General features: G+C 41.7%; 23 protein-coding genes. 21 read left to right on the forward strand and 2 right to left on the reverse strand.

What is annotated here, in order from left to right; genetic code table 11:
• The 8 genes from tcpF to FYJ39_RS06660 form a co-directional block, all read left to right on the forward strand.
• The coding region (gene tcpF, locus FYJ39_RS06625; RefSeq protein ID WP_154471698.1) for a conjugal transfer ATPase TcpF at positions 1 to 1,869 on the forward strand (1,869 nt) is incomplete at its 5' end.
• The gene (locus tag FYJ39_RS06630) at positions 1,869 to 4,007 is read left to right on the forward strand and encodes a CD3337/EF1877 family mobilome membrane protein (RefSeq protein ID WP_154471699.1); all 2,139 of its coding nucleotides are present in this window, start codon (positions 1,869 to 1,871) and stop codon (positions 4,005 to 4,007) included. The genes tcpF and FYJ39_RS06630, both read left to right, overlap by 1 nt.
• Positions 4,004 to 5,011: a bifunctional lytic transglycosylase/C40 family peptidase gene (locus tag FYJ39_RS06635; RefSeq protein WP_154471700.1), complete on the forward strand. Its 1,008-nt coding sequence runs from the start codon at positions 4,004 to 4,006 to the stop codon at positions 5,009 to 5,011. The genes FYJ39_RS06630 and FYJ39_RS06635 overlap by 4 nt, the downstream gene beginning before the upstream one ends.
• Before the next feature lie 16 nt (positions 5,012 to 5,027).
• Complete coding sequence (locus FYJ39_RS06640) at positions 5,028 to 5,939, forward strand: conjugal transfer protein (protein WP_154471701.1); 912 nt, start codon at positions 5,028 to 5,030, stop codon at positions 5,937 to 5,939.
• Positions 5,940 to 6,065: 126 nt separating this feature from the next.
• Positions 6,066 to 6,440 (forward strand): GntR family transcriptional regulator, encoded by a 375-nt coding sequence (locus FYJ39_RS06645; protein ID WP_009264391.1) that lies wholly within the window; start codon positions 6,066 to 6,068, stop codon positions 6,438 to 6,440.
• Positions 6,441 to 6,444: 4 nt separating this feature from the next.
• On the forward strand, positions 6,445 to 7,299 hold the full coding sequence (locus FYJ39_RS06650; RefSeq protein ID WP_118473992.1) for an ABC transporter ATP-binding protein: 855 nt from the start codon (positions 6,445 to 6,447) through the stop codon (positions 7,297 to 7,299).
• A gap of 1 nt (position 7,300) precedes the next feature.
• A complete protein-coding gene (locus FYJ39_RS06655) occupies positions 7,301 to 7,909 on the forward strand; it encodes an ABC-2 transporter permease (RefSeq protein ID WP_095889589.1) in 609 nt (202 codons plus the stop codon).
• A gap of 12 nt (positions 7,910 to 7,921) precedes the next feature.
• Complete coding sequence (locus FYJ39_RS06660) at positions 7,922 to 8,146, forward strand: hypothetical protein (protein WP_154471702.1); 225 nt, start codon at positions 7,922 to 7,924, stop codon at positions 8,144 to 8,146.
• Between the two features lie 45 nt (positions 8,147 to 8,191).
• Here the strand turns inward: FYJ39_RS06660 and FYJ39_RS06665 are convergent, their stop codons facing one another.
• Both FYJ39_RS06665 and FYJ39_RS06670 read right to left on the reverse strand, forming a co-directional pair.
• A complete protein-coding gene (locus tag FYJ39_RS06665; RefSeq protein WP_154471703.1) occupies positions 8,192 to 9,484 on the reverse strand; it encodes a sensor histidine kinase in 1,293 nt (430 codons plus the stop codon).
• Positions 9,478 to 10,164, reverse strand: coding sequence for a response regulator transcription factor (locus FYJ39_RS06670; protein ID WP_003431898.1), 687 nt, complete (start codon positions 10,162 to 10,164; stop codon positions 9,478 to 9,480). The genes FYJ39_RS06665 and FYJ39_RS06670 overlap by 7 nt, the downstream gene beginning before the upstream one ends.
• Before the next feature lie 162 nt (positions 10,165 to 10,326).
• Here FYJ39_RS06670 and FYJ39_RS06675 point away from each other — a divergent pair, with 162 nt between their 5' ends.
• From FYJ39_RS06675 to FYJ39_RS06740, 13 genes are all read left to right on the forward strand, one after another.
• Positions 10,327 to 10,806, forward strand: coding sequence for a chitinase (locus tag FYJ39_RS06675; protein ID WP_235919757.1), 480 nt, complete (start codon positions 10,327 to 10,329; stop codon positions 10,804 to 10,806).
• A 25-nt stretch (positions 10,807 to 10,831) separates the two neighbouring features.
• Positions 10,832 to 12,055, forward strand: coding sequence for an ABC transporter permease (locus FYJ39_RS06680; RefSeq protein ID WP_154471704.1), 1,224 nt, complete (start codon positions 10,832 to 10,834; stop codon positions 12,053 to 12,055).
• 3 nt (positions 12,056 to 12,058) lie between these two features.
• Positions 12,059 to 13,504 (forward strand): ABC transporter permease, encoded by a 1,446-nt coding sequence (locus tag FYJ39_RS06685; protein ID WP_154471705.1) that lies wholly within the window; start codon positions 12,059 to 12,061, stop codon positions 13,502 to 13,504.
• A 13-nt stretch (positions 13,505 to 13,517) separates the two neighbouring features.
• The gene (locus FYJ39_RS06690; RefSeq protein ID WP_154471706.1) at positions 13,518 to 14,153 is read left to right on the forward strand and encodes an ABC transporter ATP-binding protein; all 636 of its coding nucleotides are present in this window, start codon (positions 13,518 to 13,520) and stop codon (positions 14,151 to 14,153) included.
• 274 nt (positions 14,154 to 14,427) lie between these two features.
• Positions 14,428 to 14,868, forward strand: a complete 441-nt coding sequence (locus FYJ39_RS06695) for an RNA polymerase sigma factor (protein WP_003431889.1) — start codon at positions 14,428 to 14,430, stop codon at positions 14,866 to 14,868.
• On the forward strand, positions 14,853 to 15,086 hold the full coding sequence (locus FYJ39_RS06700; protein ID WP_154471707.1) for a helix-turn-helix domain-containing protein: 234 nt from the start codon (positions 14,853 to 14,855) through the stop codon (positions 15,084 to 15,086). Before FYJ39_RS06695 ends, FYJ39_RS06700 begins: the two co-directional genes overlap by 16 nt.
• 313 nt (positions 15,087 to 15,399) lie before the next feature.
• Positions 15,400 to 15,603, forward strand: a complete 204-nt coding sequence (locus tag FYJ39_RS06710; RefSeq protein ID WP_004613735.1) for an excisionase — start codon at positions 15,400 to 15,402, stop codon at positions 15,601 to 15,603.
• Positions 15,604 to 15,681: 78 nt separating this feature from the next.
• Complete coding sequence (locus FYJ39_RS06715) at positions 15,682 to 16,872, forward strand: tyrosine-type recombinase/integrase (protein ID WP_002322729.1); 1,191 nt, start codon at positions 15,682 to 15,684, stop codon at positions 16,870 to 16,872.
• A gap of 367 nt (positions 16,873 to 17,239) precedes the next feature.
• Entirely contained in the window at positions 17,240 to 17,737 is a 498-nt protein-coding gene (locus FYJ39_RS06720; RefSeq protein ID WP_154471708.1) for a QueT transporter family protein, read from the forward strand.
• Between the two features lie 220 nt (positions 17,738 to 17,957).
• On the forward strand, positions 17,958 to 19,343 hold the full coding sequence (gene murC, locus FYJ39_RS06725; RefSeq protein ID WP_154471709.1) for a UDP-N-acetylmuramate--L-alanine ligase: 1,386 nt from the start codon (positions 17,958 to 17,960) through the stop codon (positions 19,341 to 19,343).
• A 263-nt stretch (positions 19,344 to 19,606) separates the two neighbouring features.
• Positions 19,607 to 20,773, forward strand: a complete 1,167-nt coding sequence (locus tag FYJ39_RS06730; protein ID WP_154471710.1) for a DnaD domain protein — start codon at positions 19,607 to 19,609, stop codon at positions 20,771 to 20,773.
• 57 nt (positions 20,774 to 20,830) lie between these two features.
• Positions 20,831 to 21,811, forward strand: a complete 981-nt coding sequence (locus tag FYJ39_RS06735; RefSeq protein WP_154471711.1) for an ATP-binding protein — start codon at positions 20,831 to 20,833, stop codon at positions 21,809 to 21,811.
• A gap of 123 nt (positions 21,812 to 21,934) precedes the next feature.
• The gene (locus FYJ39_RS06740; RefSeq protein ID WP_154471712.1) at positions 21,935 to 23,104 is read left to right on the forward strand and encodes a ribose-phosphate pyrophosphokinase; all 1,170 of its coding nucleotides are present in this window, start codon (positions 21,935 to 21,937) and stop codon (positions 23,102 to 23,104) included.
• Positions 23,105 to 23,143: the final 39 nt, after the last annotated feature.

A 23,143-nucleotide genomic window follows, 5' to 3' on the forward strand; every position in this document is an offset into this window, starting at 1 on the left:
CTTTACGGCGGGGACGGTATCGCTTATGAAGATTATGAGTACCAGCTACCAAAGAAGAAATTGAACAAAGAAACGCTGATAAAATACTACGACCTTATCCGTCCGACAAGGTGTGTGATTGAGGAAAACCAGCGGTATTTACGCTTGGAACATGAGGACAAGGAAAGTTATGTGTCCTATTTTACCGTCAATGCGATTGTCGGGGAGCTTGATTTTCCGTCGTCTGAAATCTTCTATTTCCAGCAACAGCAGTTTACCTTTCCCGTTGATACTTCTATGAATGTAGAAATCGTGGAGAACCGAAAAGCATTAACGACAGTCCGCAACAAGAAAAAGGAATTGAAAGACCTTGACAATCACGCCTATCAAGCTGGAAGTGAAACCAGCTCAAATGTGGTGGACGCATTAGACAGCGTGGACGAACTGGAAACGGACTTAGACCAGAGCAAAGAAAGTATGTATAAGTTAAGCTACGTGATACGGGTGTCTGCACCCGATCTTGACGAGCTGAAACGCCGTTGTGATGAAGTCAAGGACTTTTACGACGACCTCAATGTAAAGCTGGTGCGTCCTGCTGGGGATATGCTGGGGCTTCATTCTGAATTTCTTCCAGCCAGCAAGCGATATATCAATGACTATGTGCAGTATGTAAAATCAGATTTTTTAGCTGGGCTTGGCTTTGGAGCGACCCAGCAGTTAGGAGAAACTACGGGTATCTATATGGGCTATTCCGTTGATACGGGAAGAAATGTGTACCTGCAACCGTCTTTAGCTTCGCAGGGCGTAAAAGGCACAGTTACCAACGCCCTTGCGTCTGCTTTTGTTGGTTCGCTTGGCGGTGGGAAGTCGTTCTGCAACAATCTTCTGGTGTATTATTCGGTGTTGTTTGGGGGACAAGCGGTTATCTTAGACCCAAAATCAGAGCGTGGCAACTGGAAAGAAACGCTCCCAGAGATAGCCCATGAAATCAATATCGTAAACCTTACCAGCGACAAGGACAATGCAGGACTTCTTGACCCATTTGTGATTATGAAGAATGTAAAAGACGCTGAAAGTCTGGCAATCGACATCTTAACATTCCTTACGGGTATTTCCTCTAGGGACGGCGAAAAATTCCCCGTACTTCGTAAGGCGGTTCGCTCCGTTACCCAGAGCGACAGTCGGGGCTTGCTCCATGTGATAGAAGAGCTACGCCGTGAAGATACACCCATATCAAGAAATATCGCAGACCATATCGACAGTTTCACGGACTACGATTTTGCACACCTGCTGTTTTCAGACGGTACGGTGGAAAATGCTATCAGTCTGGATAACCAGCTCAATATCATTCAAGTAGCGGACTTAGTATTACCAGATAAGGACACGACCTTTGAGGAATACACGACCATTGAATTATTGTCGGTGTCTATGCTGATTGTGATTAGTACCTTTGCCCTTGATTTTATCCATTCAGACAGAAGTATTTTTAAGATTGTAGATTTGGACGAAGCGTGGGCGTTCTTAAATGTGGCACAAGGCGAAACCTTATCAAATAAGCTGGTTCGTGCTGGACGAGCTATGCAGGCAGGCGTTTATTTCGTTACACAATCCTCTGGCGACGTGTCAAAGGAAAGTCTGAAAAACAATATCGGCTTAAAATTCGCTTTCCGTTCTACTGACATCAACGAGATAAAACAGACCTTAGAATTTTTCGGTATCGACAAGGACGACGAGAACAACCAGAAACGCTTGCGTGATTTGGAGAACGGACAATGCTTATTGCAGGACTTATACGGACGTGTCGGTGTGGTACAGATACACCCCGTCTTTGAAGAACTGCTACACGCCTTTGATACCAGACCGCCCGTACAGAGAAATGAGGTGGAGTGATGAAAGAAAGGATAAAAGGTGCGTTCACAAAAAAGAAGATTTTCCACTTTCTCAAAATGGCTCTGTTCGTGGTGGCACTCTCCCTTATCCTGCTTTCACTTCTGGGGACGGTGGCTCATGCGACGGGGCTTGTGGACGATACCATAAACGCAGAAAATCTATATTCAAAATATCCCCTTTCCAACTACCAGCTTGATTTTTATGTGGATAATAGCTGGTCGTGGCTTCCGTGGAACTGGCTGGACGGGATTGGAAAATCGGTGCAGTACGGGCTTTACTGCATTACCAACTTTGTCTGGACTATCAGTTTATATTTAAGCAATGCCACGGGGTATGTGGTGCAGGAAGCCTATAAGCTAGACTTCATCAACGATATGGCAGACAGTATCGGAAAGAGCATACAGACCCTTGCAGGCGTAACACAGAACGGTTTTTCCAGCTCTGGCTTCTATGTTGGTTTCCTGCTTCTCATTATCTTGGTGGTGGGACTTTATGTTGCCTATACGGGACTGATAAAAAGAGAAACCAGCAAGGCACTTCACGCTGTTATCAACTTTGTGGTGGTGTTCGTGCTGTCCGCTTCGTTTATTGCCTACGCTCCCGACTACATCAAAAAGATAAATGAATTTTCAAGTGATATTAGTACCGCTTCGTTGGATTTGGGAACAAAAATCATGCTCCCCAACTCTGACAGCGAGGGCAAGGACAGCGTGGACTTGATACGGGACAGCTTATTTTCTATTCAAGTGGAACAGCCGTGGCTACTTCTGCAATTCGGTAACAGCAACGCAGAGGAAATCGGGGCAGACCGTGTGGAAGCTCTCGTATCAGCAAGCCCAGAGGACGAGGACGGAAAGACCAGAGAAGAAGTCGTGAAAACAGAAATCGAGGATAACGACAACAACAATCTGACGATACCGCAGGTCGTGAACCGTTTAGGTATGGTGTTCTTCCTACTGTTCTTCAATTTAGGGATAACGATATTTGTATTCTTGCTTACGGGCATGATGTTGTTTAGCCAGATACTTTTTATTATCTTTGCAATGTTTTTACCTATCAGTTTTCTACTTTCCATGATACCGAGCTATGAAAGCATGGCAAAGCAGGCAATCGTAAGGGTGTTTAATACCATAATGACACGGGCAGGAATAACGCTCATTGTAACGGTGGCGTTCAGCATTTCCAGTATGTTTTATAACATATCCACGGACTATCCGTTCTTTATGGTAGCGTTCTTGCAGATAGTATGTTTCGCAGGTATCTACATGAAGCTGGGCGACTTAATGAGTATGTTCTCTTTGAACGCTAATGACAGTCAAAGCATGGGACGCAGGATATTCCGCAGACCATATCTATACTTGGCGCATAGGGCTAGGCGTATGGAAAGACGGCTTGCTGGTGCGGTTACTGCTGGCGGTGTTGCTGGTGCGGTGGCTGGTAGTTCTGTTGCTGGCAAAAGAGCTGAAAGAAAAAATACAGCTTCTAAAGAAAATCGGGGCAATACCACTTCCAGCATGGGACAGCGTGCAGGCTCAAAGGTGGGTGCTGTCTTAGATACGAAAAATAAAGTGAAAGACAAGGCAAATGCTGTCAAAGAAAACATCAAGGATATGCCGACACAGACCGCTTATGCGGTGTATTCCGCAAAGGAAAAGGCAAAGTCCAGCGTGTCCGACTTCAAGCGTGGCATGGTGCAGGAACAGCAGTCCAGACAGACGGGACGCTTGGAAAAGCAGGAACAGCATAAGAAAAATATCGCTGACAAACGTATGGAGCTTCAAAAGGCACAAGAAGCAAGGCAGGAAAAGCGAAAGGCTGACGGATCAGCGACAAGGGGAGCTACCCGTCCCCATGAGCGACCAGCCACAGCTCCAACTCCGAAAGCAAGTGAGCCAGTCAAGACAAATGTTATCAAAGAGCGTCCGCTATCTTCTGGTGCTTCTGATAGGAAAGCGACCCAGTCGGCACAGCCAGCATATAGGCAGAATGTAGAAAAAGTGGTATCTCAGGAAACACGCCAGAATTACACAAAAGACCGTAGGACAAAGGTTCAGCAGACGCAAACCGTCCAAAAGAACCAGCAGACAACAGAGAAAACCCGTAACCTTGTGATGAAGAAAGGACAGAAGAAAAAATGAAACTGAAACATATCGCTCTCATTGGCACTCTGTTTCCTATCCTCTTTTCTCTGGTGCTTTTCTTTGGTGTGTTGATTAGTGCGGACAGCGACGACGAGAATAGCAATTTTTCTTCTGGCATTACGGGTATGAACTTATCCGCAGAAGTCTTGAAACATCAGCCTATGGTAGAAAAATACGCCAGAGAATACGGTATCTCCGAGTATGTCAATGTGCTATTGGCTATCATTCAAGTAGAAAGTGGCGGTACGGCAGAAGATGTTATGCAGAGTTCGGAAAGTCTTGGTTTACCGCCTAATTCCTTAGATACGGAAAGCTCAATCAAGCAGGGGTGTAAGTATTTTGCGTCCCTGCTTTCTTCCTGCAAAAATCAAGGTATCGACGATTTGAATGTAGCGATACAGTCTTATAACTATGGCGGTGGCTATGTGGGATATGTGGCAGGAAAAGGAAAGAAACACACCTTTAACCTTGCAGAGAACTTTGCCCGTGAAAAATCGGGTGGAAAGAAAGTAACCTACACCAACCCGATAGCCGTTGCAAAGAATGGGGGCTGGCGGTATGGCTATGGAAATATGTTCTATGTGGAATTAGTCAATCAATATCTGACCGTGGCACACTTTGATAATGCGACGGCACAAGCGATTATGAATGAAGCGTTGAAATATCAAGGCTGGAAGTATGTATATGGTGGCAGTAACCCAAACACTTCCTTTGATTGTAGCGGACTTGTGCAATGGTGTTATGGAAAAGCTGGTATCTCCTTACCGAGAACGGCACAAGCACAATATGACGCTACCCAACATCTTCCGCTTTCGCAGGCAAAGGCTGGGGACTTGGTATTTTTCCATTCTACCTATAACGCTGGTTCGTATGTAACGCACGTCGGTATTTATGTAGGAAATAACCAGATGTACCATGCAGGCGACCCGATAGGATATGTAGACCTAAGCAGTAGTTACTGGCAACAGCACTTAATCGGTGCAGGACGAGTAAAACAATAGAAAGGACTTGAAAAATATGTTTAAGAAGAATAAGAAACAGACAGAAACTATCAAAGAACCAAAAGAAAAAAAGGTGCGTACTGTCAAGGTAGGCACACATAAGAAAACCGTGATTGCGTTGTGGGTGGTGCTTATCGCAAGCGTGAGCTTTGGAGTGTATAAGAATTTTACGGCTATCGACCAGCACACGACCCATGAAAAAGAAATCATTGAACTTCGCTTGCAGGACACCAACGGGATAGAAAATTTCGTGAAAAACTTTGCGAAGTCCTATTACACATGGAATAACAGCAAAGAAGCGATTGAAGCAAGGACGCAGGCAATCAGCGGTTATCTGACAAAGGAATTGCAGGACTTGAATATAGATACCATTAGAACCGATATACCGACCAGCTCCACAGTTACAGATGTGATTGTATGGAGTATCGAACAGTCGGGAACGGACACTTTTTCTGCTACCTACGAAGTAGATCAGCAGATAAAAGAGGGAGAACAGACAAGCAATGTGAAAGCGACCTATACTGTAAAAGTCCATGTAGACGCTGACGGGGATATGGTAATCGTTCATAATCCTACCCTTGCACCAGCAATCGAAAAGTCGGACTATGAGCCAAAGACACCAGAAGCAGACGCAAGCGTAGACGCTGATACCGTAAACGACGCTACCGCATTTCTGGAAACATTCTTTAAGCTCTACCCAACAGCCACAGAAAAAGAGCTTGCCTATTATGTATCGGGGAATATGCTTGAACCTATCGGCAGGGACTACCTTTATTCTGAATTAGTAAACCCTATCTTTACAAAGGACGGGGACAATGTGAAAGTCAAGGTAGCTGTGAAATTCCTTGATAATCAGACAAAGGCAACTTTAGTTTCGCAATATGAGCTTGTGCTACATAAGGATAGTAACTGGAAGATTGTAGGATAAATGATAATTAGGCTTGTAAGTAAAAGTTTTTGAATGTTTACAAGCCTAAACGTATTGACAATCGTATCATATAATACTATACTGTACTTGTAAAAGTAATACAGTATAAGACAAGGCGGTGGTATAGTGGATATTTTTATCAATAATCATGCCAGCATACCGATTTATGAACAAATTTCTTCACAAATAAAGGCAATGATTATCAATGGAGATTTAAAAGCTGGCGAAGCACTTCCCTCTATAAGAGGATTGGCAAAATCGTTGCATATTAGTGTTTTAACAGTACAAAAATCTTATGATGTACTTCAAAAGGACGGTTTTATTGAAACAACCGCAGGAAAAGGTTGCTTTGTATCCGTTCAAAATCAAGATTTCTATTTGGAAGAACAGCAAAAGAAAATAGAAAATTATTTTACAGAAGCGATTGAAATTGCAAAGGTAAGCGGAATAAAGCTGGATAAATTACAATCTTTACTTGCACTATTATATGAGGAGGAATGATATTATGGGAAAATATGCTTTAGAGCTTAACGGGGTAACAAAACAATACAAAGATTTCAAACTCGATAGTATTTCCTTTACTGTCCCTCAAGGAAGTATCGTTGGATTGATTGGAGAAAATGGAGCTGGAAAAAGCACAACAATTAACGCTATTTTAGGTTTGATTGTTACTGAACAAGGCAAAATTTCTGTATTCAATGGGAAAGATGTCAACGCCGAAACAAAAGAACATATCGGTGTTGTATTTGATGGAAGTAATTATCCCGACAATTTAACACCCAAAAAGCTAGGAAAAGTTTTTCAAAATATTTATGCTGAATGGAATAATAAAAAGTATTTTGAGCTATTAAATAAGTTTGAACTTCCTATCAACAAAAAACTAAAAGAATTTTCAAAAGGAATGAACATGAAGTATTCCATAGCGGTTGCTTTATCTCATAACTCAAAATTACTTATTCTTGACGAAGCAACAAGTGGACTTGACCCTATAATTCGAGATGATATTTTAGAAATGTTTTTAGATTTTATTCAAGATGAAGAACATTCAATTTTGGTTTCATCTCACATTACTAGTGATTTAGAAAAAATTGCTGATTATATAGTGTTCATACATGGGGGAAAAGTATTATTCTCAAAACCCAAAGATGAATTATTGGAAAACTATGGAATAATAAAATGCAATTCAACACAATTTAATGAAATAGATAAATCGGATATTATCTCATATAGAAAACTAGATTATGAGTATCAAGTATTAGTTTCTAATAGACGGCAAGTAGAACAAAAATATCCTAAGACTATGATTGTTCCAGCGAGTATAGATGAAATTATGCTTATGTATGTAAAGGGGGATAAATAAAATGAAAGGATTACTCTTAAAAGATTTTTATACGATTAAATCATCAATCATAAGCTTACTAATCACATTTATGGTCATAGGCTTTGGAATATCATTCTTTGTAGTGCCACAAGTTTTGATTATTATAGCCACGATTGTGCTTGGTATGAGTGTTACAACTATATTTAATATTGACAAAAAATCAGGGTGGTTGAAAACATCAATTACATTTCCAACTAAAAAAAGTTCGATTATTAGTTGCAAATATCTTATGTATAGTTTTGTATCTATTATTGGAGTATTTTTTGGTATAGGTTTTAGTACGGCTATTTCATTGATAATCAAAGATACAAACTTTAGCTTTTTGCCAACTTTTATATATTTAAGTGTAATAATGACATTTTTTTCTGGCAGTATTTTACTTCCTTGCTTTTATTTATTAGATGAAGAAAAAAGTATGATTGGAGCAATGGTTTCATATCCTCTTGGGGCTGGTTTTGTTTTTGTTATGACTAAATTGATTGGAAATAACATTTTATCAATGACAATCAGTACTGTGCTTTCACTTATTTTATTTATAGTATCTTGGTATTTTCTTTCTAAATATGTAGAAAAGAATGATATACAATAGGAGCAAATTATTATGATAGGACTTAAAAAACGAGATATAAAAAAAGCATTGAAAGCTGGTGCAAAGGCGGGTGGTATGTCATTGGCTGATGTTCGGGCAAATATTGAAGCAACGATTGATGAAGCTATGAACAGTACCGACCCAGAGGTGCAGGCAAATTTCAGAAAGTATTTTGGGAATAAACGCCCTACGCCAGAAGAATATATTTACAAGATTACCAAAAAGGCAAAGATTTGAAAAAAGGCTTGCACCATACATTTTGTATGATCTGCAAGCCTTAATCTATTTTAGAGGAAATTTAACAGTAAAGGTAGCACCGCCACCAGCAGTATCATTGATAATGATAGTACCGTTCAGCATTTGGGTTAATTCTTTGGCGATACTTAATCCCAGTCCAAAATTCGATTTGTTTGCATGGGACTTGTCGCCACTATAAAAGCGGTCAAAGATATAGTGCTTATCTTCATCAGAAATGCCTTGCCCGTGGTCTACCACAGAAAAAGCAATATTCTTTTCAGTGGCGATTACTTCTATCTCTATCAAGGAATTATTCTTGGAATGTTGAATGGCATTATCCATAAAGACACATAAGATTTGAAATAATCGGTCTTTGTCGGTAAGCATGGCAGGATAACTTTCCTCGGATAAATGCAGTTTTAGTTCTAAATTCTGCTTCATGCAGACGGGTTCGTAGGTTTCATATAACGTGATGAGTAAGGTATCTACATTGATTGTGCTTTTATGCAATGTCCATGTTTTAGCGTCGGAAGAAGCCAGAAGCAACATATCTTTGACTAAACGGGATAACCGCATACATTCAAAATCTATGGTCTGTACGGCTTGCCTTGCCTGCTCGTTTAAGGAAACATTATCAAGAAGCATATCCGTGTTGGAAATCATAACAGCAAGTGGAGATTTTAATTCATGGGACGCTGTTGCAACAAAATCTTTTTGGCTTTGCAGTATTCGTTCCGTTGGAGCAAACGACTTTTTCAGAAGATAACGGGTTAGTACGATAACAACGATACAAGCCAAAAGCCAGATAAGAAGATATATCGGCAATGTCTTTTGTAAAATATCCGTCAAACTGGCTGTCTGATAAAGAAAGGTTGCATGATATACGGTATCATTTGCTGTCCTAATTGTAGCAGGAATAACAAAATAAGTATCGTGATGTGTTCCTCTTATTTCCAAAAAACCACCTTGAGAAGTGGTGTTGCTTTCTGTTTGTGATAATGGCTGTGTAGAAATCTGCTTTTCTACATCATGCAACAGATTATCCGCAGAAGTTGGAAATGGGAAATCACTCTGATAAATGGTATTCCCTTTTGTATCGCTAATCAAAGAAAAAATATGATAACTTTTTTCGTAGGTTTTGAGTGATTTATCCATATCCGAAGAAGCACTTTCCACTTGATAAATCAGTAAGGTTGTTAGTCTTTGAAACAAGGTGCTTTCGTTGATTTTCTCTGTATGAACTGTGTTCGCAACGACAAAGGAAATCACAAGGGTAATAATCAGCATAACAGAACTTGCAAACAGAATATGAAGTTTTCGGTATAAATTATTTAACATGTTTCTTTCTCCAGTTTGTACCCTGCACCGTAGACCGTTGTTATTTTACAGGAACTTTTTAACTCTTTTAGGCGTTTTCGCAGAAAAGAAATGTAACTGTCTACATTGCCAGTTTCTACTTCGGAAGAACTGCCCCAGATTTTAAGGATAAGCTGTTCACGGGAAAATAGTGTTTCTGGGTTCTGCATAAATACAAAAGTCAACTCGGTTTCTTTTGAAGTTAATAAAAGAGAATTATTTGGTGTGGATAAGGTTCTGCTGTCTTTATCGAAAGTTAAATCTCCATATTGTAATTTAGACGATAACTGGATATTGGCAGGTCGCCTTGTCAATGCTCGAACTCTTGCAAGCAATTCTTTGATATGAAATGGCTTTACTAAGTAATCATCAGCACCGCCGTCTAAACCCTCAACCCGATTGTCAAGGGTACTCATGGCAGTAATGATAAGGATAGGAATAGATATTCCTTTTCTACGCATAGATTTTATGATTGTCAAACCGTCAATGATCGGTAGCATACGGTCTACAATGGCGAGGTCATAAGCATAGTCGGTATTTAAGGCATACAGCATAGCGGTTTCCCCGTCATTGCAACAATCAACCATATAGTTTTCTTTTTCCAGCGAAATTTTTATATTTTTACATAATTCTAAATCATCTTCCAGAAGAAGTATTTTCATAATGTATCAATCCTTTTCTATATAAATTATAGACAGTATAACAGAAAAGTCTGTAAAAATCCTCTAAAAAATGATGATGATTTTCTTACTTTTTTACAGGATTTTTAGAATGGTTTGCTTTTACAATAGGGGCATATCGAACAAGAAAGGTGGAATACAAAAATGAAAAAAACAAACATCAGTAAATTTGTAGCGGTTGGATTATGTATCTGTGCATTGACGGGGTGTGGTGCAAGTCCAGATGAAAAACCAGATACGTCTAATCCTATTGTCAATTCTAATACGAATGAAGAAAATGCAAATGGTTCTTCAGAAAATAAAGGAAACGACATATTAGATTCTGCTAATTTGATAGGAAGTGTTTTGGAATTTACAGACAATGGTTGCTTGGTAAATCAAGCAAAAGATATTGAGGGTGGAGCTGGGATAAAAATAGAAGCACCGGGAATGGAAAAAAAAGAGAATGCTGTTTCTGTAACCTATAACCCAGATTGTGAATTTGTCATTGCCACAGTAAATGCACAGTCTGGTGTTACAAATGTAACAATGGGTTCTATATCCGATGTGAAAAAAAATCTGAAGTATATCTCTATGGAGAATTTGCAGACACACTTCATTTCAATGCAACAAAGGTTGTCATAGCCCGTTGGGAATAGAGGTGTGAAGTATGAAGTTTTATCAACTTGGTTTTCGCTATTTACAGCGAAAAAAAGGAAAAACCATTCTTCTGTTGATTGTTTTGATACTTGTAAACAGTATGATTTTAGGTACAAGCATGATTTTAAGGACTACAAATGAGTCCAAACAAGCCATGCAGGAAAAGACAAACTCTAAGATTGTGGCTGAAATTACAAGTAAGGACAGCAAGATAACAGAGAATGAAGTAAACAAGATTGAAACGCTAGAAGATGTTTCGTCTATCAACCGCATTGGTAGACAAGAGGTATTTCCGAATAATTTTGCTCCCGTTATGCTCAATACTTCTACGAATGAGGAAAATTTGAAAATAGCACTGCTTTCCTATGATGATTTGGAAAAGGACAGCCCTTTTTCAGAAATGCAGTACCGCTTAGCTTCTGGCGATTATATCAAGCGTGAGAAAAAGGGTGCTGTTATCAATGCGAACCTTGCAAATCAGAATGGGCTAAAGGTTGGAGATACGATTGAACTAAGTACAGAAAACGGAACAAAAGTATCTGTTCAGATTATTGGAATTTTCATGTCCGCAGGAAATGTGGAAAAAGACCAGCCAACAGAAACTACGGCAGTCAATCGAATAGAAAATCAAGTCTTTATTGACAACAGCACTTATAAAGAATTGTTCAAAGAAGCTGAATTTGAAAAACTCTGCGTTTATTCAAAAAGACCAGAAAAATTAGATGTGCTGGAAACCAGCTTGCAAAAAATATTCGGAAATGATGTAGAACTTAGCACTTCCGATACCCTTTATCAACAGATGTCTGCTCCATTAGAGCAAATCAGTAAGGTGGCAAATCTTATGCTGGTACTTACATTGGTAACTGGTACTGTTGTTGTTTCCCTGCTGTTATGTATGTGGATGCGGACAAGGCAAAAAGAGGTGGCAATTTTTATGAGCCTCGGCAAGACAAAAAGTGAAATTTTCCTGCAAACTTTATTAGAAGCAGGCAGTGTATTTACACTTTCGGTTTTAGGAGCAACAGCCATTGGTAAATTGTTCTCGGGCGTTTTGCAAAACATCATTACCAGTTCAGAAAGCGTAACAGAAAATCTGAAAGTGGTGTTGCAGATACAAGATATTGGAATGTTGTTTCTTTTAGGTGGTGCAGTTATTCTGGTGGCATTGTGCTGTTCCATTCTTCCGATATTACGAGCAAACCCAAAAGATATATTAGCGAAAATGGAGGGATAGTACATGAATTTTTTTGGATTGGCAAGGCGTTCTGTGTTCAGAAAGCCCGTAAAAAGTATTCTCTTATTGTTGATTGTTTTTGCAATCAGTACCCTGCTTCTTGCAGGTGTGGCGAGCAAAAATGCCAGTATTGAGGTGCAGGACAAAACCAGACAAGCCATAGGTGCAGGCTTTCTTTTAGAAAGAAATGCAGAGTACCGAACAAAACGAGTTCGTGAATACTCAGAAAAGATTGGTAATGATAAGGAAGGTAGTTTTGGTGGCTACCATCAGGAAAAAGAGATTATCAATGGTGTGGAGTCTTGGTCAGGCTGGACAACAAATGAATTTGAAAGCTTAGATATAAAAGACATTAAGAAACTGGCAAAAACAAAAGGAATTGCTGATTACAATATTACAACAGCAACAACTCCTGTAAACCCTGTAAATTTCAAAAGGATTGAAGATAAAGATGTAGACCAAAGTGTAGATGTGGGAGGTGTAAGCTTAATTGGAAACAAAGATATGAAACTTGACAGAAATGTTTTATCTGGAAACCTGCATATCAAAGAGGGACGAATGATAACCCCAGAGGATAAAGATATGTGTGTTATTTCAGAGGAACTGGCAAAGCAAAATAATCTGAAAATCGGCGATAAGATTTCTTTTAATGATTACCACGATACTGAAAATTCAAAGGTATCAGAAGCCGAGATTATTGGAATTTATCAAGTGGATCAAAAGATGTCCCCACTTATGCAGGGAGATACTTATCGTTCGGAAAATGTAATATTTACAGATTTGAGATTTCCAGAAAAGGCAGAAGGTGAAACAAGTCCGTTATATGAAAGAGCCTATTTCAAAGTAGAAGATGTGGAAGCTTACGACGAAGTAAAAGAAAATCTGCAAAAAGTAGACATCAACTGGGAGCAATATGATTTGATTGATAATAACGGAAATTCCGAAACTATGTCCTCAAACTTCAATGATTTGGCAAAAGTAAGCGAAATGATGATATTGGTAATCTCTGTTGCAAGTTTTGTTATCCTTGTTTTAGTATTTCTTTTCTGGCTGAAAAATCGAGTGCAGGAAGTCGGTATTTTCTTATCACTCGGTGTTCCAAAACTTAGAATTATCGGACAAATTTGGAGCGAAGCGATTATGATTGCGGTTCTTTCCCTTATGTTATCCTTTGCTGTCGCTCCAGCCGTTTCCAAAGTAACTGCAAATTATCTGGTATCACAGCAGGTTCAGCAAATGCAAGAGGAAGAAAAGAATAATGAGGGAAAAGTATCCACAGAATACGTTGCACCAAAGCAGGACGTGCAGAGTATCAGCGTAGCGGTTACGCCAGAAATGTATCTGTTGGACGGTGTAAGTGTTCTTGTGTTGATAACGGCTTCTGTTCTGGTATCTGGAATTGTAATACTAAAGAGAAACCCGAAAGATATTTTATCGGAAATGAGTTAGGAGGACGACGAAAATGTTAGAAGTAAAGAATGTAAGCTATGCTTACAAAACAAAAAAAGATAAAATCATTTTGAATAATGTATCTGCTACTTTCGAGGAGGGTATCTTTTATACCATAATCGGTCCGAGTGGTGCAGGAAAAACAACACTCTTATCTTTGTTAGCAGGCTTAGATACAGCAGTAAAAGGGACTGTCCTTTGCAATGGCGAGGATATTACAAAAAAAGGGCTGAATTACCACAGAAAGCATAATATCTCATTGGTATTTCAAAATTATAATCTGATTGATTATTTGACAACGGTTGAAAATGTCAAATTAGGTGGTAGTGGAAATGCTGAAAAATTATTGGAAGAAGTCGGCATTGGAAAAGAATACTGGCAGAGAAATGTATTGCAACTATCTGGCGGACAGCAACAGCGTGTGGCGATTGCAAGAGCATTAGCCAGCGACGCTCATGTACTTTTGGCAGATGAACCGACGGGAAATCTTGATGAAACTACCGCTGATGAAATCATTGCTTTGCTGAAAAAGACTGCACATGAATTAGGAAAATGTGTTGTTGTGGTTACACACAGTAAGCATTTGGCAGAAGAAGCCGACGAAATCTTAGAAATTAAAAACGGTGCAATTTCTTTTCTGTCTGAATAAACAAGAATAGTGCCGTAAAGGAGCTGTCATTATGGAATATTTTAGATATACCTCGACACAATCAATTTGACCCTAACGGCATTGTTATAAGAACTAAATACAATACAGTTTCAAAGGCTCGTACAGACTATATGTTTTGTGCGGGCTTTTTTCATGCCAGAAAAAAATTTTTTAAGTTTTTTTTGATTTTGGTTACGCTGTACCCCACTTTCAACGCGGTATATATGAAAAGGGGCAGACACCTCTTTTCGACTAGCGAAAGGAGGTGAGGAAAATGAAACCGTCAGAACTACAAGAAAAAACCTGTCATCAATTCGATTGTGCTATTAAAACAGTTATACGTCATAGAGCGATTGACTTCTATCGAGCGATACGTCGTTCAGAGAAAAAAGAAATGCCATTCGCCGAAATTATGGACGACCTCTTAAATTCCATAGGTACAGAAGATACATATTCTACGGATTATGTTGCAGTATTTGAAGTCTGTGGAGAAAAAGTATCAATCGAAGATGAACAACTGGCTCGTGCATTGAAAGCTATTGAAGAACGAAAGCGTAATATCGTTTTACAGTATTTTTTCATTGGGGACACGGACACTTACATTGGGAAAATGCTTGACTGTTCCAGAGCGAATGTAACGAAGTGCAGAATACAAGCACTAGACAAGTTAAAGCAACTGATTGAGGAGGAAAAAGAAAAATGCCAAAAGAGCTGACACCGACTTTCACGGTTATTTCCAAAGCCTGCGACGGCGAAGAAACAGCAATTTCAAAAATCTTGGAATTTTATGACCCATATATCAATCAGTGCTGTATGCGTCCGTTTTACGACGATAACAACAACTTACGTCTTGCGGTAGATTTGGAAATGAAAGGTTTTATCAAAGAAGCGATTATTCGTAAAATCTTAAACTTTGATATTAAACGCTTCTAATTCATATCGGGATTGATTATGCCCGTCTGGTCTTTGACAACTGAATAAAGCAGACAGATACGTTTGTGAGATAGCAAGCCACGGGGACTGTACGCCATGACCTTTCCAAAAGAAAGCGAGCGACCCACGCAGTGATCCGAGAGCGACCGTTGGAAAAGTCGCTTTGCCACGACCTATCCTCACAGAATAATGATACGTCCGCATGGTGCGGTTCTGCCCACAAGAATGGGAATAGTTGAGATACTAACGGAGCTTTCCAAAGCCGTCTGCCTGCTTGTAAAAAATGACACACAGTAAAGGGGGTGCATAGATTATGAACAATACTGATGTGCCTATCTGGGAAAAATATACGCTGACGATTGAAGAAGCGTCTAAATACTTCCGCATTGGCGAAAAGAAATTGCGTAAATTAGCCGAAGAAAATATTGACGCTGGCTGGGTTATCGTGAACGGTAATCGTATTCAGATTAAGCGAAAACAATTTGAAAAAATCATAGATACATTGGACGAAATCTAATGTCATTGAGCCGTAGATATGGTATAATAAGATATAGCGTATCACGGCTCATTCCATGACGGAAAGGAGCTTTACACTATGTCTAATGTAAAACGAAAAGACAGTAAAAATCGCAATTTGCGTAATGGAGAGAGCCAGCGAAAAGACGGAAGATACGTTTATAAATATACCGATATATACGGAAAGCCACAATTTATCTATTCTTGGAAACTTGTACCGACAGACAAGACACCTGCTGGAAAGCGTGATGATATTTCATTGAGGGAAAAAGAAGCACAGATAAAAAAAGACCTTAACGACGGTATCGACACAGTCGGTGGTAAAATGACAGTCTGCCAGCTCTACGACAAGAAAAACAGCCAAAGAAAGAACATCAAAAGGGCTACTGAAAAGGGACGACAGTATCTTATGAATGCTCTGAAAAATGACCCGTTGGGTATGAGGGCGATTGATACTGTTAAGCAGTCGGACGCTAAAGAATGGGCTATCAGAATGAGCGAAAAAGGATATGCCTATAAAACGATTGATAACTATAAGCGTTCCTTGAAAGCTTCATTTTACATGGCGATACAAGACGACTGTATCAGAAAGAACCCATTTGAATTTAAGCTAAGTGATGTTCTGGAAGATGATACGGAGCAGAAAGTTATCCTTACACCAGAGCAGGAAGAACGCCTGCTTGCCTTTATGGAAAAGGACAAGATTTACAGCAAGTATTATGATGAGGTTGTGCTTCTGCTGGAAACGGGACTTCGTATTTCTGAATTTTGCGGATTGACGACGCATATTGATATGCAGAATAGAATACTCAATATAGACCACCAGTTATTGAAAGATAGCGAAATGGGCTACTATATTGAAACGCCAAAGACCAAAAACGGAAAACGGGAACTTCCATTGACAGAACGTGCTTATCAAGCAATCCAAAGAATACTAAAGAACAGAGGAAAAGCACAACCGCTGATTGTAGGTGGTTACAGCAATTTCCTATTCTTAAACCGTGAGGGCTTGCCTAAAGTTGCAGGAAACTATGAGGGCATGGTGCGAGGACTAATTAAGAAGTATAACAAGTATCACACGGACAAGTTACCGAACATCACACCACATTCATTCCGACATACTTACTGTACGAATATGGCAAACAGAGGAATGAACCCAAACACCCTGCAATATCTCATGGGACACGCTAACATAACCATGACACTTGGCTATTATGCACACGGTACATTTCAATCTGCAAAAGCGGAGCTGGAAAGGCTGGCTTGTTAATATCGGAGCTTATATTTACTACTCATTTACTACTTTTGGTTGCATTTTCATGCTGGTAAATGCCAGCTTATGCAAGGTATCTTCCAAAAAGAAAATACCGATAAAGCCCTAAAATACGGGATATATCGGCATTTACCAACTTATGAAAAGATAATCAGAAATTTAGTAAGTTTTTACGGTAAAAATGCTTGATGGGTAAAATTGGGTTACGGCTTGCATTCGCAGGGATTTTATGCTACACTATCTCCTGCAATAAGGCCGCAGACTCCTTGATTTATCAGTATTTTTTTCAAGGACAATCTGCATTGATTAACTGGTGTGTTCGAGACCTTCCACACCTAAAACAAAACTAAAGGAGAATATGAGAATGGAAGAAAACAAAAACAGACTGTATATGATGATACACGGAGCTATGATTGGGGCTGTCTATGTAGCACTGACTCTTGCCTTTGCACCCATCAGCTTTGGAGCAGTGCAGTTTCGGATTTCAGAGGCGCTGTGTGTGTTGCCGTACTTTACACCGGCTGCAGTGCCAGGACTATTTGTGGGCTGCCTGCTTTCTAATATACTTGGGGGAGCGGCTCCTTTGGATGTGATATTTGGAAGCCTGGCTACCCTTATAGGGGCCTGGGGCTCCTGGCATCTGAGAAAGCACAGGTGGTATGTATGTATTCCTCCGATTATTTCCAATACCCTGATCATTCCCTGGGTTTTGCGCTTTGCCTATGGGGCTAAGGAGATAATTCCTGTCTCTATGGCAACAGTGGGAATCGGGGAGATCCTGGCAGCTGGTGTGCTGGGAAATCTGCTTCTGGCTGCCCTGGAAGCATATAAAAGTAAGGTTTTCTTACATCAGTCTGTATAACAGACTGATGTAACAGCATATAATTACAATAAGTTCCGTAATGGAGAATTGCCGGAAAAGCCGGTAGTTCTCTATTTTTTCGCTGTAAGAGACAGTTTGATATTTTTTATATAGCTTTTCAGCTTTTTTTTGTTATAATTAAGGAAGAAAATTTTTATGCGGCCCAGGCGAAATAGAAGCAGGACAGAAATGTCCGGGGCACAGGGAAGGAATATCGGTTATGTATAAGATAGATTTCGGAAAAAGGACACACGTGCATTTTATTGGAATTGGAGGCATCAGTATGAGCGGTCTGGCGGAGATCCTTTTGGAGGAAGGGTTTTCGGTCAGCGGCTCCGACTCCCATGAGACTGAGCTTACAAAGCGTCTGGAGGAGCGGGGGGCAAGGGTATATTATGGTCAGCGTCCCTCTAACATAGAAAAGGAGCCGGAGATTGGCCTGGTAGTCTATACAGCGGCAATCCATGAGGATAACCCTGAGTTTATGGCAGCCAGGGAGAAGGGGCTTCCCATGCTGTCCAGGGCAGAGCTTTTAGGGGAAATGATGCGCAACTATAAGCAGTCCATCGCTGTGTCCGGCACCCACGGAAAGACGACAGTCACCTCCATGATAACTAGTATTCTTTTGGCAGGGGAAATAGATCCGGCTGTTTTAGTAGGAGGTATTCTTCGGGATATAGGCGGAAATATCCGAGTGGGAGGCCCGGAGGTCTTTGTGACAGAGGCCTGTGAGTATACCAACAGCTTCCTTTCCTTCTATCCCACTATAGAAGTTATATTAAACATTGAGGAGGATCATCTGGATTTCTTTAAGGATATTCAGGATATCCGTCATTCCTTCCGGCTGTTTGCGGAAAAGCTGCCTGCAAATGGACTTTTGGTTATTAATAGTGATATTGAGGATGTGGACGCCCTTGTAAAGGATCTGAAATGCAGGGTAGTGACCGTTGGAAAAGATCCGGGCAGTTTTTATACAGCCAGTAACATTTCCTATGACGAGTACGCAAGACCCTCTTACGATCTGGTAATTCAGGGGGAGACGGTGAACCGTATCACCCTGGGTGTTACGGGGGAGCACAATGTATCAAATTCTCTTAGCGCCATTGCAGTTGCCATGGAGCTGGGACTTGGAATGGATGCGGTTATGTCCGGGCTTAAGAAGTTTACAGGCACGGATCGCAGGTTTGAAAGGAAGGGGGAGATTGGAGGAGTTACAATCATTGACGATTATGCCCACCATCCGCAGGAGATACGGGCCACACTGTCGGCCGCCAGGCATTATCCCCACAAGAGGCTGTGGTGTGTGTTCCAGCCTCACACCTATACAAGGACAAAGGCGTTTCTGGATCAATTTGCAGAGACGCTGGCTGCTGCTGACGAAGTAATTCTGGCGGACATCTATGCGGCCAGAGAGACAGATACGTTAGGCGTTAGTTCCCAGGATATAGCGGAGAGAATCGAAAGATTGGGTACGAAGGCCCATTACATTCCATCCTTTGACGAAATTGAAACTTTTATTTTGGAGCATTGTGTAAACGGTGATGTGTTGATAACTATGGGAGCGGGAGACATTGTAAAAGTAGGAGAAAAGCTGCTGGGTCAATAGTTATCCACAATATCCACAGGGTTTTCAACATTTTATGTAAAGAAGCTATGTGGATTGCTTAATTGACATAAAAGAACAGGATGGATTTAAAAAAACCTGGATTTACATGGAAAACAAAGGCTTCCTTTGTGGAATCAGGTAATTATGTCCACCTTTTATCCACAATATCCACAATACCCACAACGAGAATTGTGCATAAGAGTCACTATTTTCTTTTGATTGCAGATGTGTTATGATAAGGGCATGATAAGGAGAGGCAAACTATGGGCGGGAATTTGAAGGACAGATGGAATATTCCAATCACAGCGGTAGCGAATGAATTTATTGACGAATATATGGCCGGGGCCAATGGGGAGTATGTGAAGGTATATCTCTACATACTGCGTCATCAGTCCAGCCCTTTGACCATAGATATGATAGCGGATGGGCTGAATCATACGGAATCCGACGTGCGCAGAGCCCTGGCTTACTGGCTGCGTCTGGGTGTGCTTTCTGAGGGGGCGGAAGGAGCAAGGGACAGCGGGGCTGGTTCCGAGGGCAGCCGGGAGGAGGACAGCGGTCTGGAGGTCTGGTCCTCCGATAGGTCTTCCGGGGAGCTTATTTCCGAGAAAGAGACGGCTGCAACAGGCGGACAGGCAACTTTCAGGCTGGATCAGAAAAGGAATCGGGCAGAGACACAGCTTAAGGAGCCTGTGTATTCCCAGGAGTCCGTAAACCGTCTGGCTCAGGACGAGGCGTTTTCGCAGCTTCTCTATATCGCTCAGAAGTATATGAACCGGGTTTTCACACCCAGGGATTGTCAGGTTTTTGCTTATCTTTATGATGAGCTGGGGATGAGCGGAGAGCTGCTGGAGTATCTGGTGGAGTACTGCGCCCAGAATGGTCACTGCTCTGTACGTTACATAGAGGCGGTAGCCTTAAACTGGCATAAGCAGGAAATTAAGACGGTGAAGGATGCAAAGCTCTATTCTGCCTCCTACAGCCAGGATTCCTTTGCTGTGATGAAAGCCTTCGGGCTCAACAGCAGGAATCCTGGGCTGCCGGAGCAGAAATTGATGGACAAGTGGTTTAAGGATTTTTGCTTTTCCAGGGATCTGGTGCTGGAGGCCTGCAGCAGAACCATCACAGCCATTCACAGTCCCAGCTTCCAGTATGCGGATAAAATTCTTTCAGACTGGAAGGAGGCTGGAGTAAGAAGCTTGAGGGATGTGAAAGCTTTGGATGCAAAGCATGCCTCTGAAAAGGAGGCGGGCGGTCAGAGGAGAGAGCCTTGGTTTGCCAGGCAGGAGGGAGGCAAAAGCGCTTCCCTGCAGGGAAGCGCTGCACGGAAAGGTGCCCCCAATCAGTTCCACAATTTTGAGCAGAGGGATACAGATTACGACGCGCTGATGCTAAAGCAGGTGAGGGAATGGGTGGGACATCAGTCCTAGGACTGGGGGGGCCGGCAGCCCTTAACCGCCTCTGGATGCAGATAAGGAGATAGGATAATGGCACTTAGTAATTCTCAATATGATGCGATTATGAGAGCCTACGGACGGCAACAGATTGAGAACCGGCACCAGCTGGAGGAGCGGCGCAGAGAGATTTATGAGAAAATTCCTGCGGTGAGGGAGCTGGAGGCAGAGATTGCCGGTCGTTCCGTAGCGTGTGCGAAAAAGCTTTTGGAGGGGGATGGCGATGTAATTCACAGGCTGCGGGAGGACTTAAGGGATTTACGGGAGCAGAAAGCGCTTCTTATCAAGGCGGCAGGCTATCCCCACAACTATCTGGAGCTGTGGTACCGCTGTCCTGAGTGTAAGGACACCGGCCTGGTGGATGGGAAGAAATGCCGCTGCTTCCTGAAAGCTCAGATGAAGCTTCTTCATGATCAGTCGAATCTGGAGGATGTGCTGGAACGGGAAAACTTTGCCTCCTTAACCTATGAATATTATGATAATAGTGAAATGATTCCCCAGGTGGGAGCTACCAATGCGGCCTATATGCGGCTGGTTGTGAAGCAGTGCAGGGATTTTGTAAAGGACTTTGATAAGAAGCATGAGAATCTTCTTTTTACCGGAAGTACAGGGGTGGGGAAGACATTTCTCACCAACTGTATTGCCAGGGAGCTAATGGATTCGTACCATTCCGTTATCTATATGACGGCGGGAGATTTATTTGAAGTATTTTCCCGGAATAAGTTTGATTATGAAAACGCAGAGGAGATGCGGGATATGTATCGCTTTATTCTGGACTGCGACCTGCTCATAATTGATGATTTGGGGACGGAGCTAAATAACAGCTTTACCTCCTCCCAGCTCTTTTACTGCATCAATGAACGGATGAATATGCGCTGTTCCACGATTATCTCTACGAATCTGACGCCAGCCAGGCTCCGGGATTCCTACACGGATCGGGTAGCATCCAGAATTATGAGCGGCTATCGGATCATTCCGTTATATGGGGGAGATATACGGTTGTTAAAAAAATAATGATATGCAGGGCAATCCCCCAGGAAGATTCTTGACGAATCAGTGGAAGTGGTGGTATAACTGTAACGCACGTTACCGGTTGGGCAGCTAGGCCGCCGGTCTAAGACAGGAGGATACGAAGTCATGTTATATGAGGAGAAAGTCATTGAAACCATACCCGTTGGGCCGCTGGGACTAATTCCCCTTAACAGCTGTACGGAACTGGGGAGCAAGGTGGACGCATATCTGGTGGATTGGAGATGTGAGCGGGAGAGCGAGCACAAATCAACCATTGCATTTTCCGGTTATCAGAGAGATTCTTATATTATCCAGGCCAGCACTCCCAGGTTTGGCTCAGGAGAAGGAAAGGGTACGGTTCTTCAGTCCGTTAGAGGTGACGACCTCTATATCATGGTGGACGTATGCAATTACAGCCTGACCTACTCGCTGTTTGGTATGACCAATCACATGTCGCCGGACGATCATTTTCAGGATTTAAAGCGTGTGATTGCGGCCGCTGCCGGTAAAGCCAGGAGAATTAATGTGATTATGCCCTTTTTATATGAGAGCAGGCAGCATAAACGTTCTGGACGGGAGTCCCTGGACTGCGCTCTGGCTCTTAAGGAGCTGGTGAATATGGGAGTAGAGAATATCATCACCTTTGACGCCCACGATCCCAGAGTTCAGAATGCCATTCCTTCAAAGGGCTTTGAGACGGTACAGCCCATCTATCAGTTCCTTAAGTATCTTCTCAAGACTGAGACAAAGCTTCAGATAGACAGCGACCATATGATGGTTATCAGCCCTGACGAGGGAGGTACCGGCCGGGCTGTATATTTTTCAAACATGCTGGGACTGGATATGGGGATGTTTTACAAGCGCCGTGACTATACAAAGATTATTAATGGACGTAATCCCATCGTTGCCCATGAGTTTCTGGGAAGCAGCGTAGAAGGGAAGGACGTGCTGATTATTGACGATATGATTTCTTCCGGTGAGAGCGTGCTGGACGTAGCCAAGGAGCTTAAGCGCAGGAAAGCGGGGAAGGTATTTGTCTGCTCCACCTTCGGGCTTTTTACCGGAGGGCTTGCCAAATTTGATGAATACTATGACAAGGGAATTATTGATCGGATTCTTACCACCAACCTGGTGTATCAGACGCCGGAGCTGCTTAAGCGGCCCTACTATATTAATGTGGATATGAGCAAGTACATCGCTCTTATTATTGACAACCTGAATCATGATGCGTCCTTAAGCGAGCTGCTGACGCCGACGAAGAGAATTACACGCCTGCTGGAACAGTACCGCAGCTGATATAGGTATATATCAGAAGGAGAAGCTCTGGCTGACCTG

Source organism: Clostridium porci, from assembly GCF_009696375.1.
Taxonomy (GTDB): Bacteria; Bacillota; Clostridia; order Lachnospirales; family Lachnospiraceae; genus Enterocloster; species Enterocloster porci.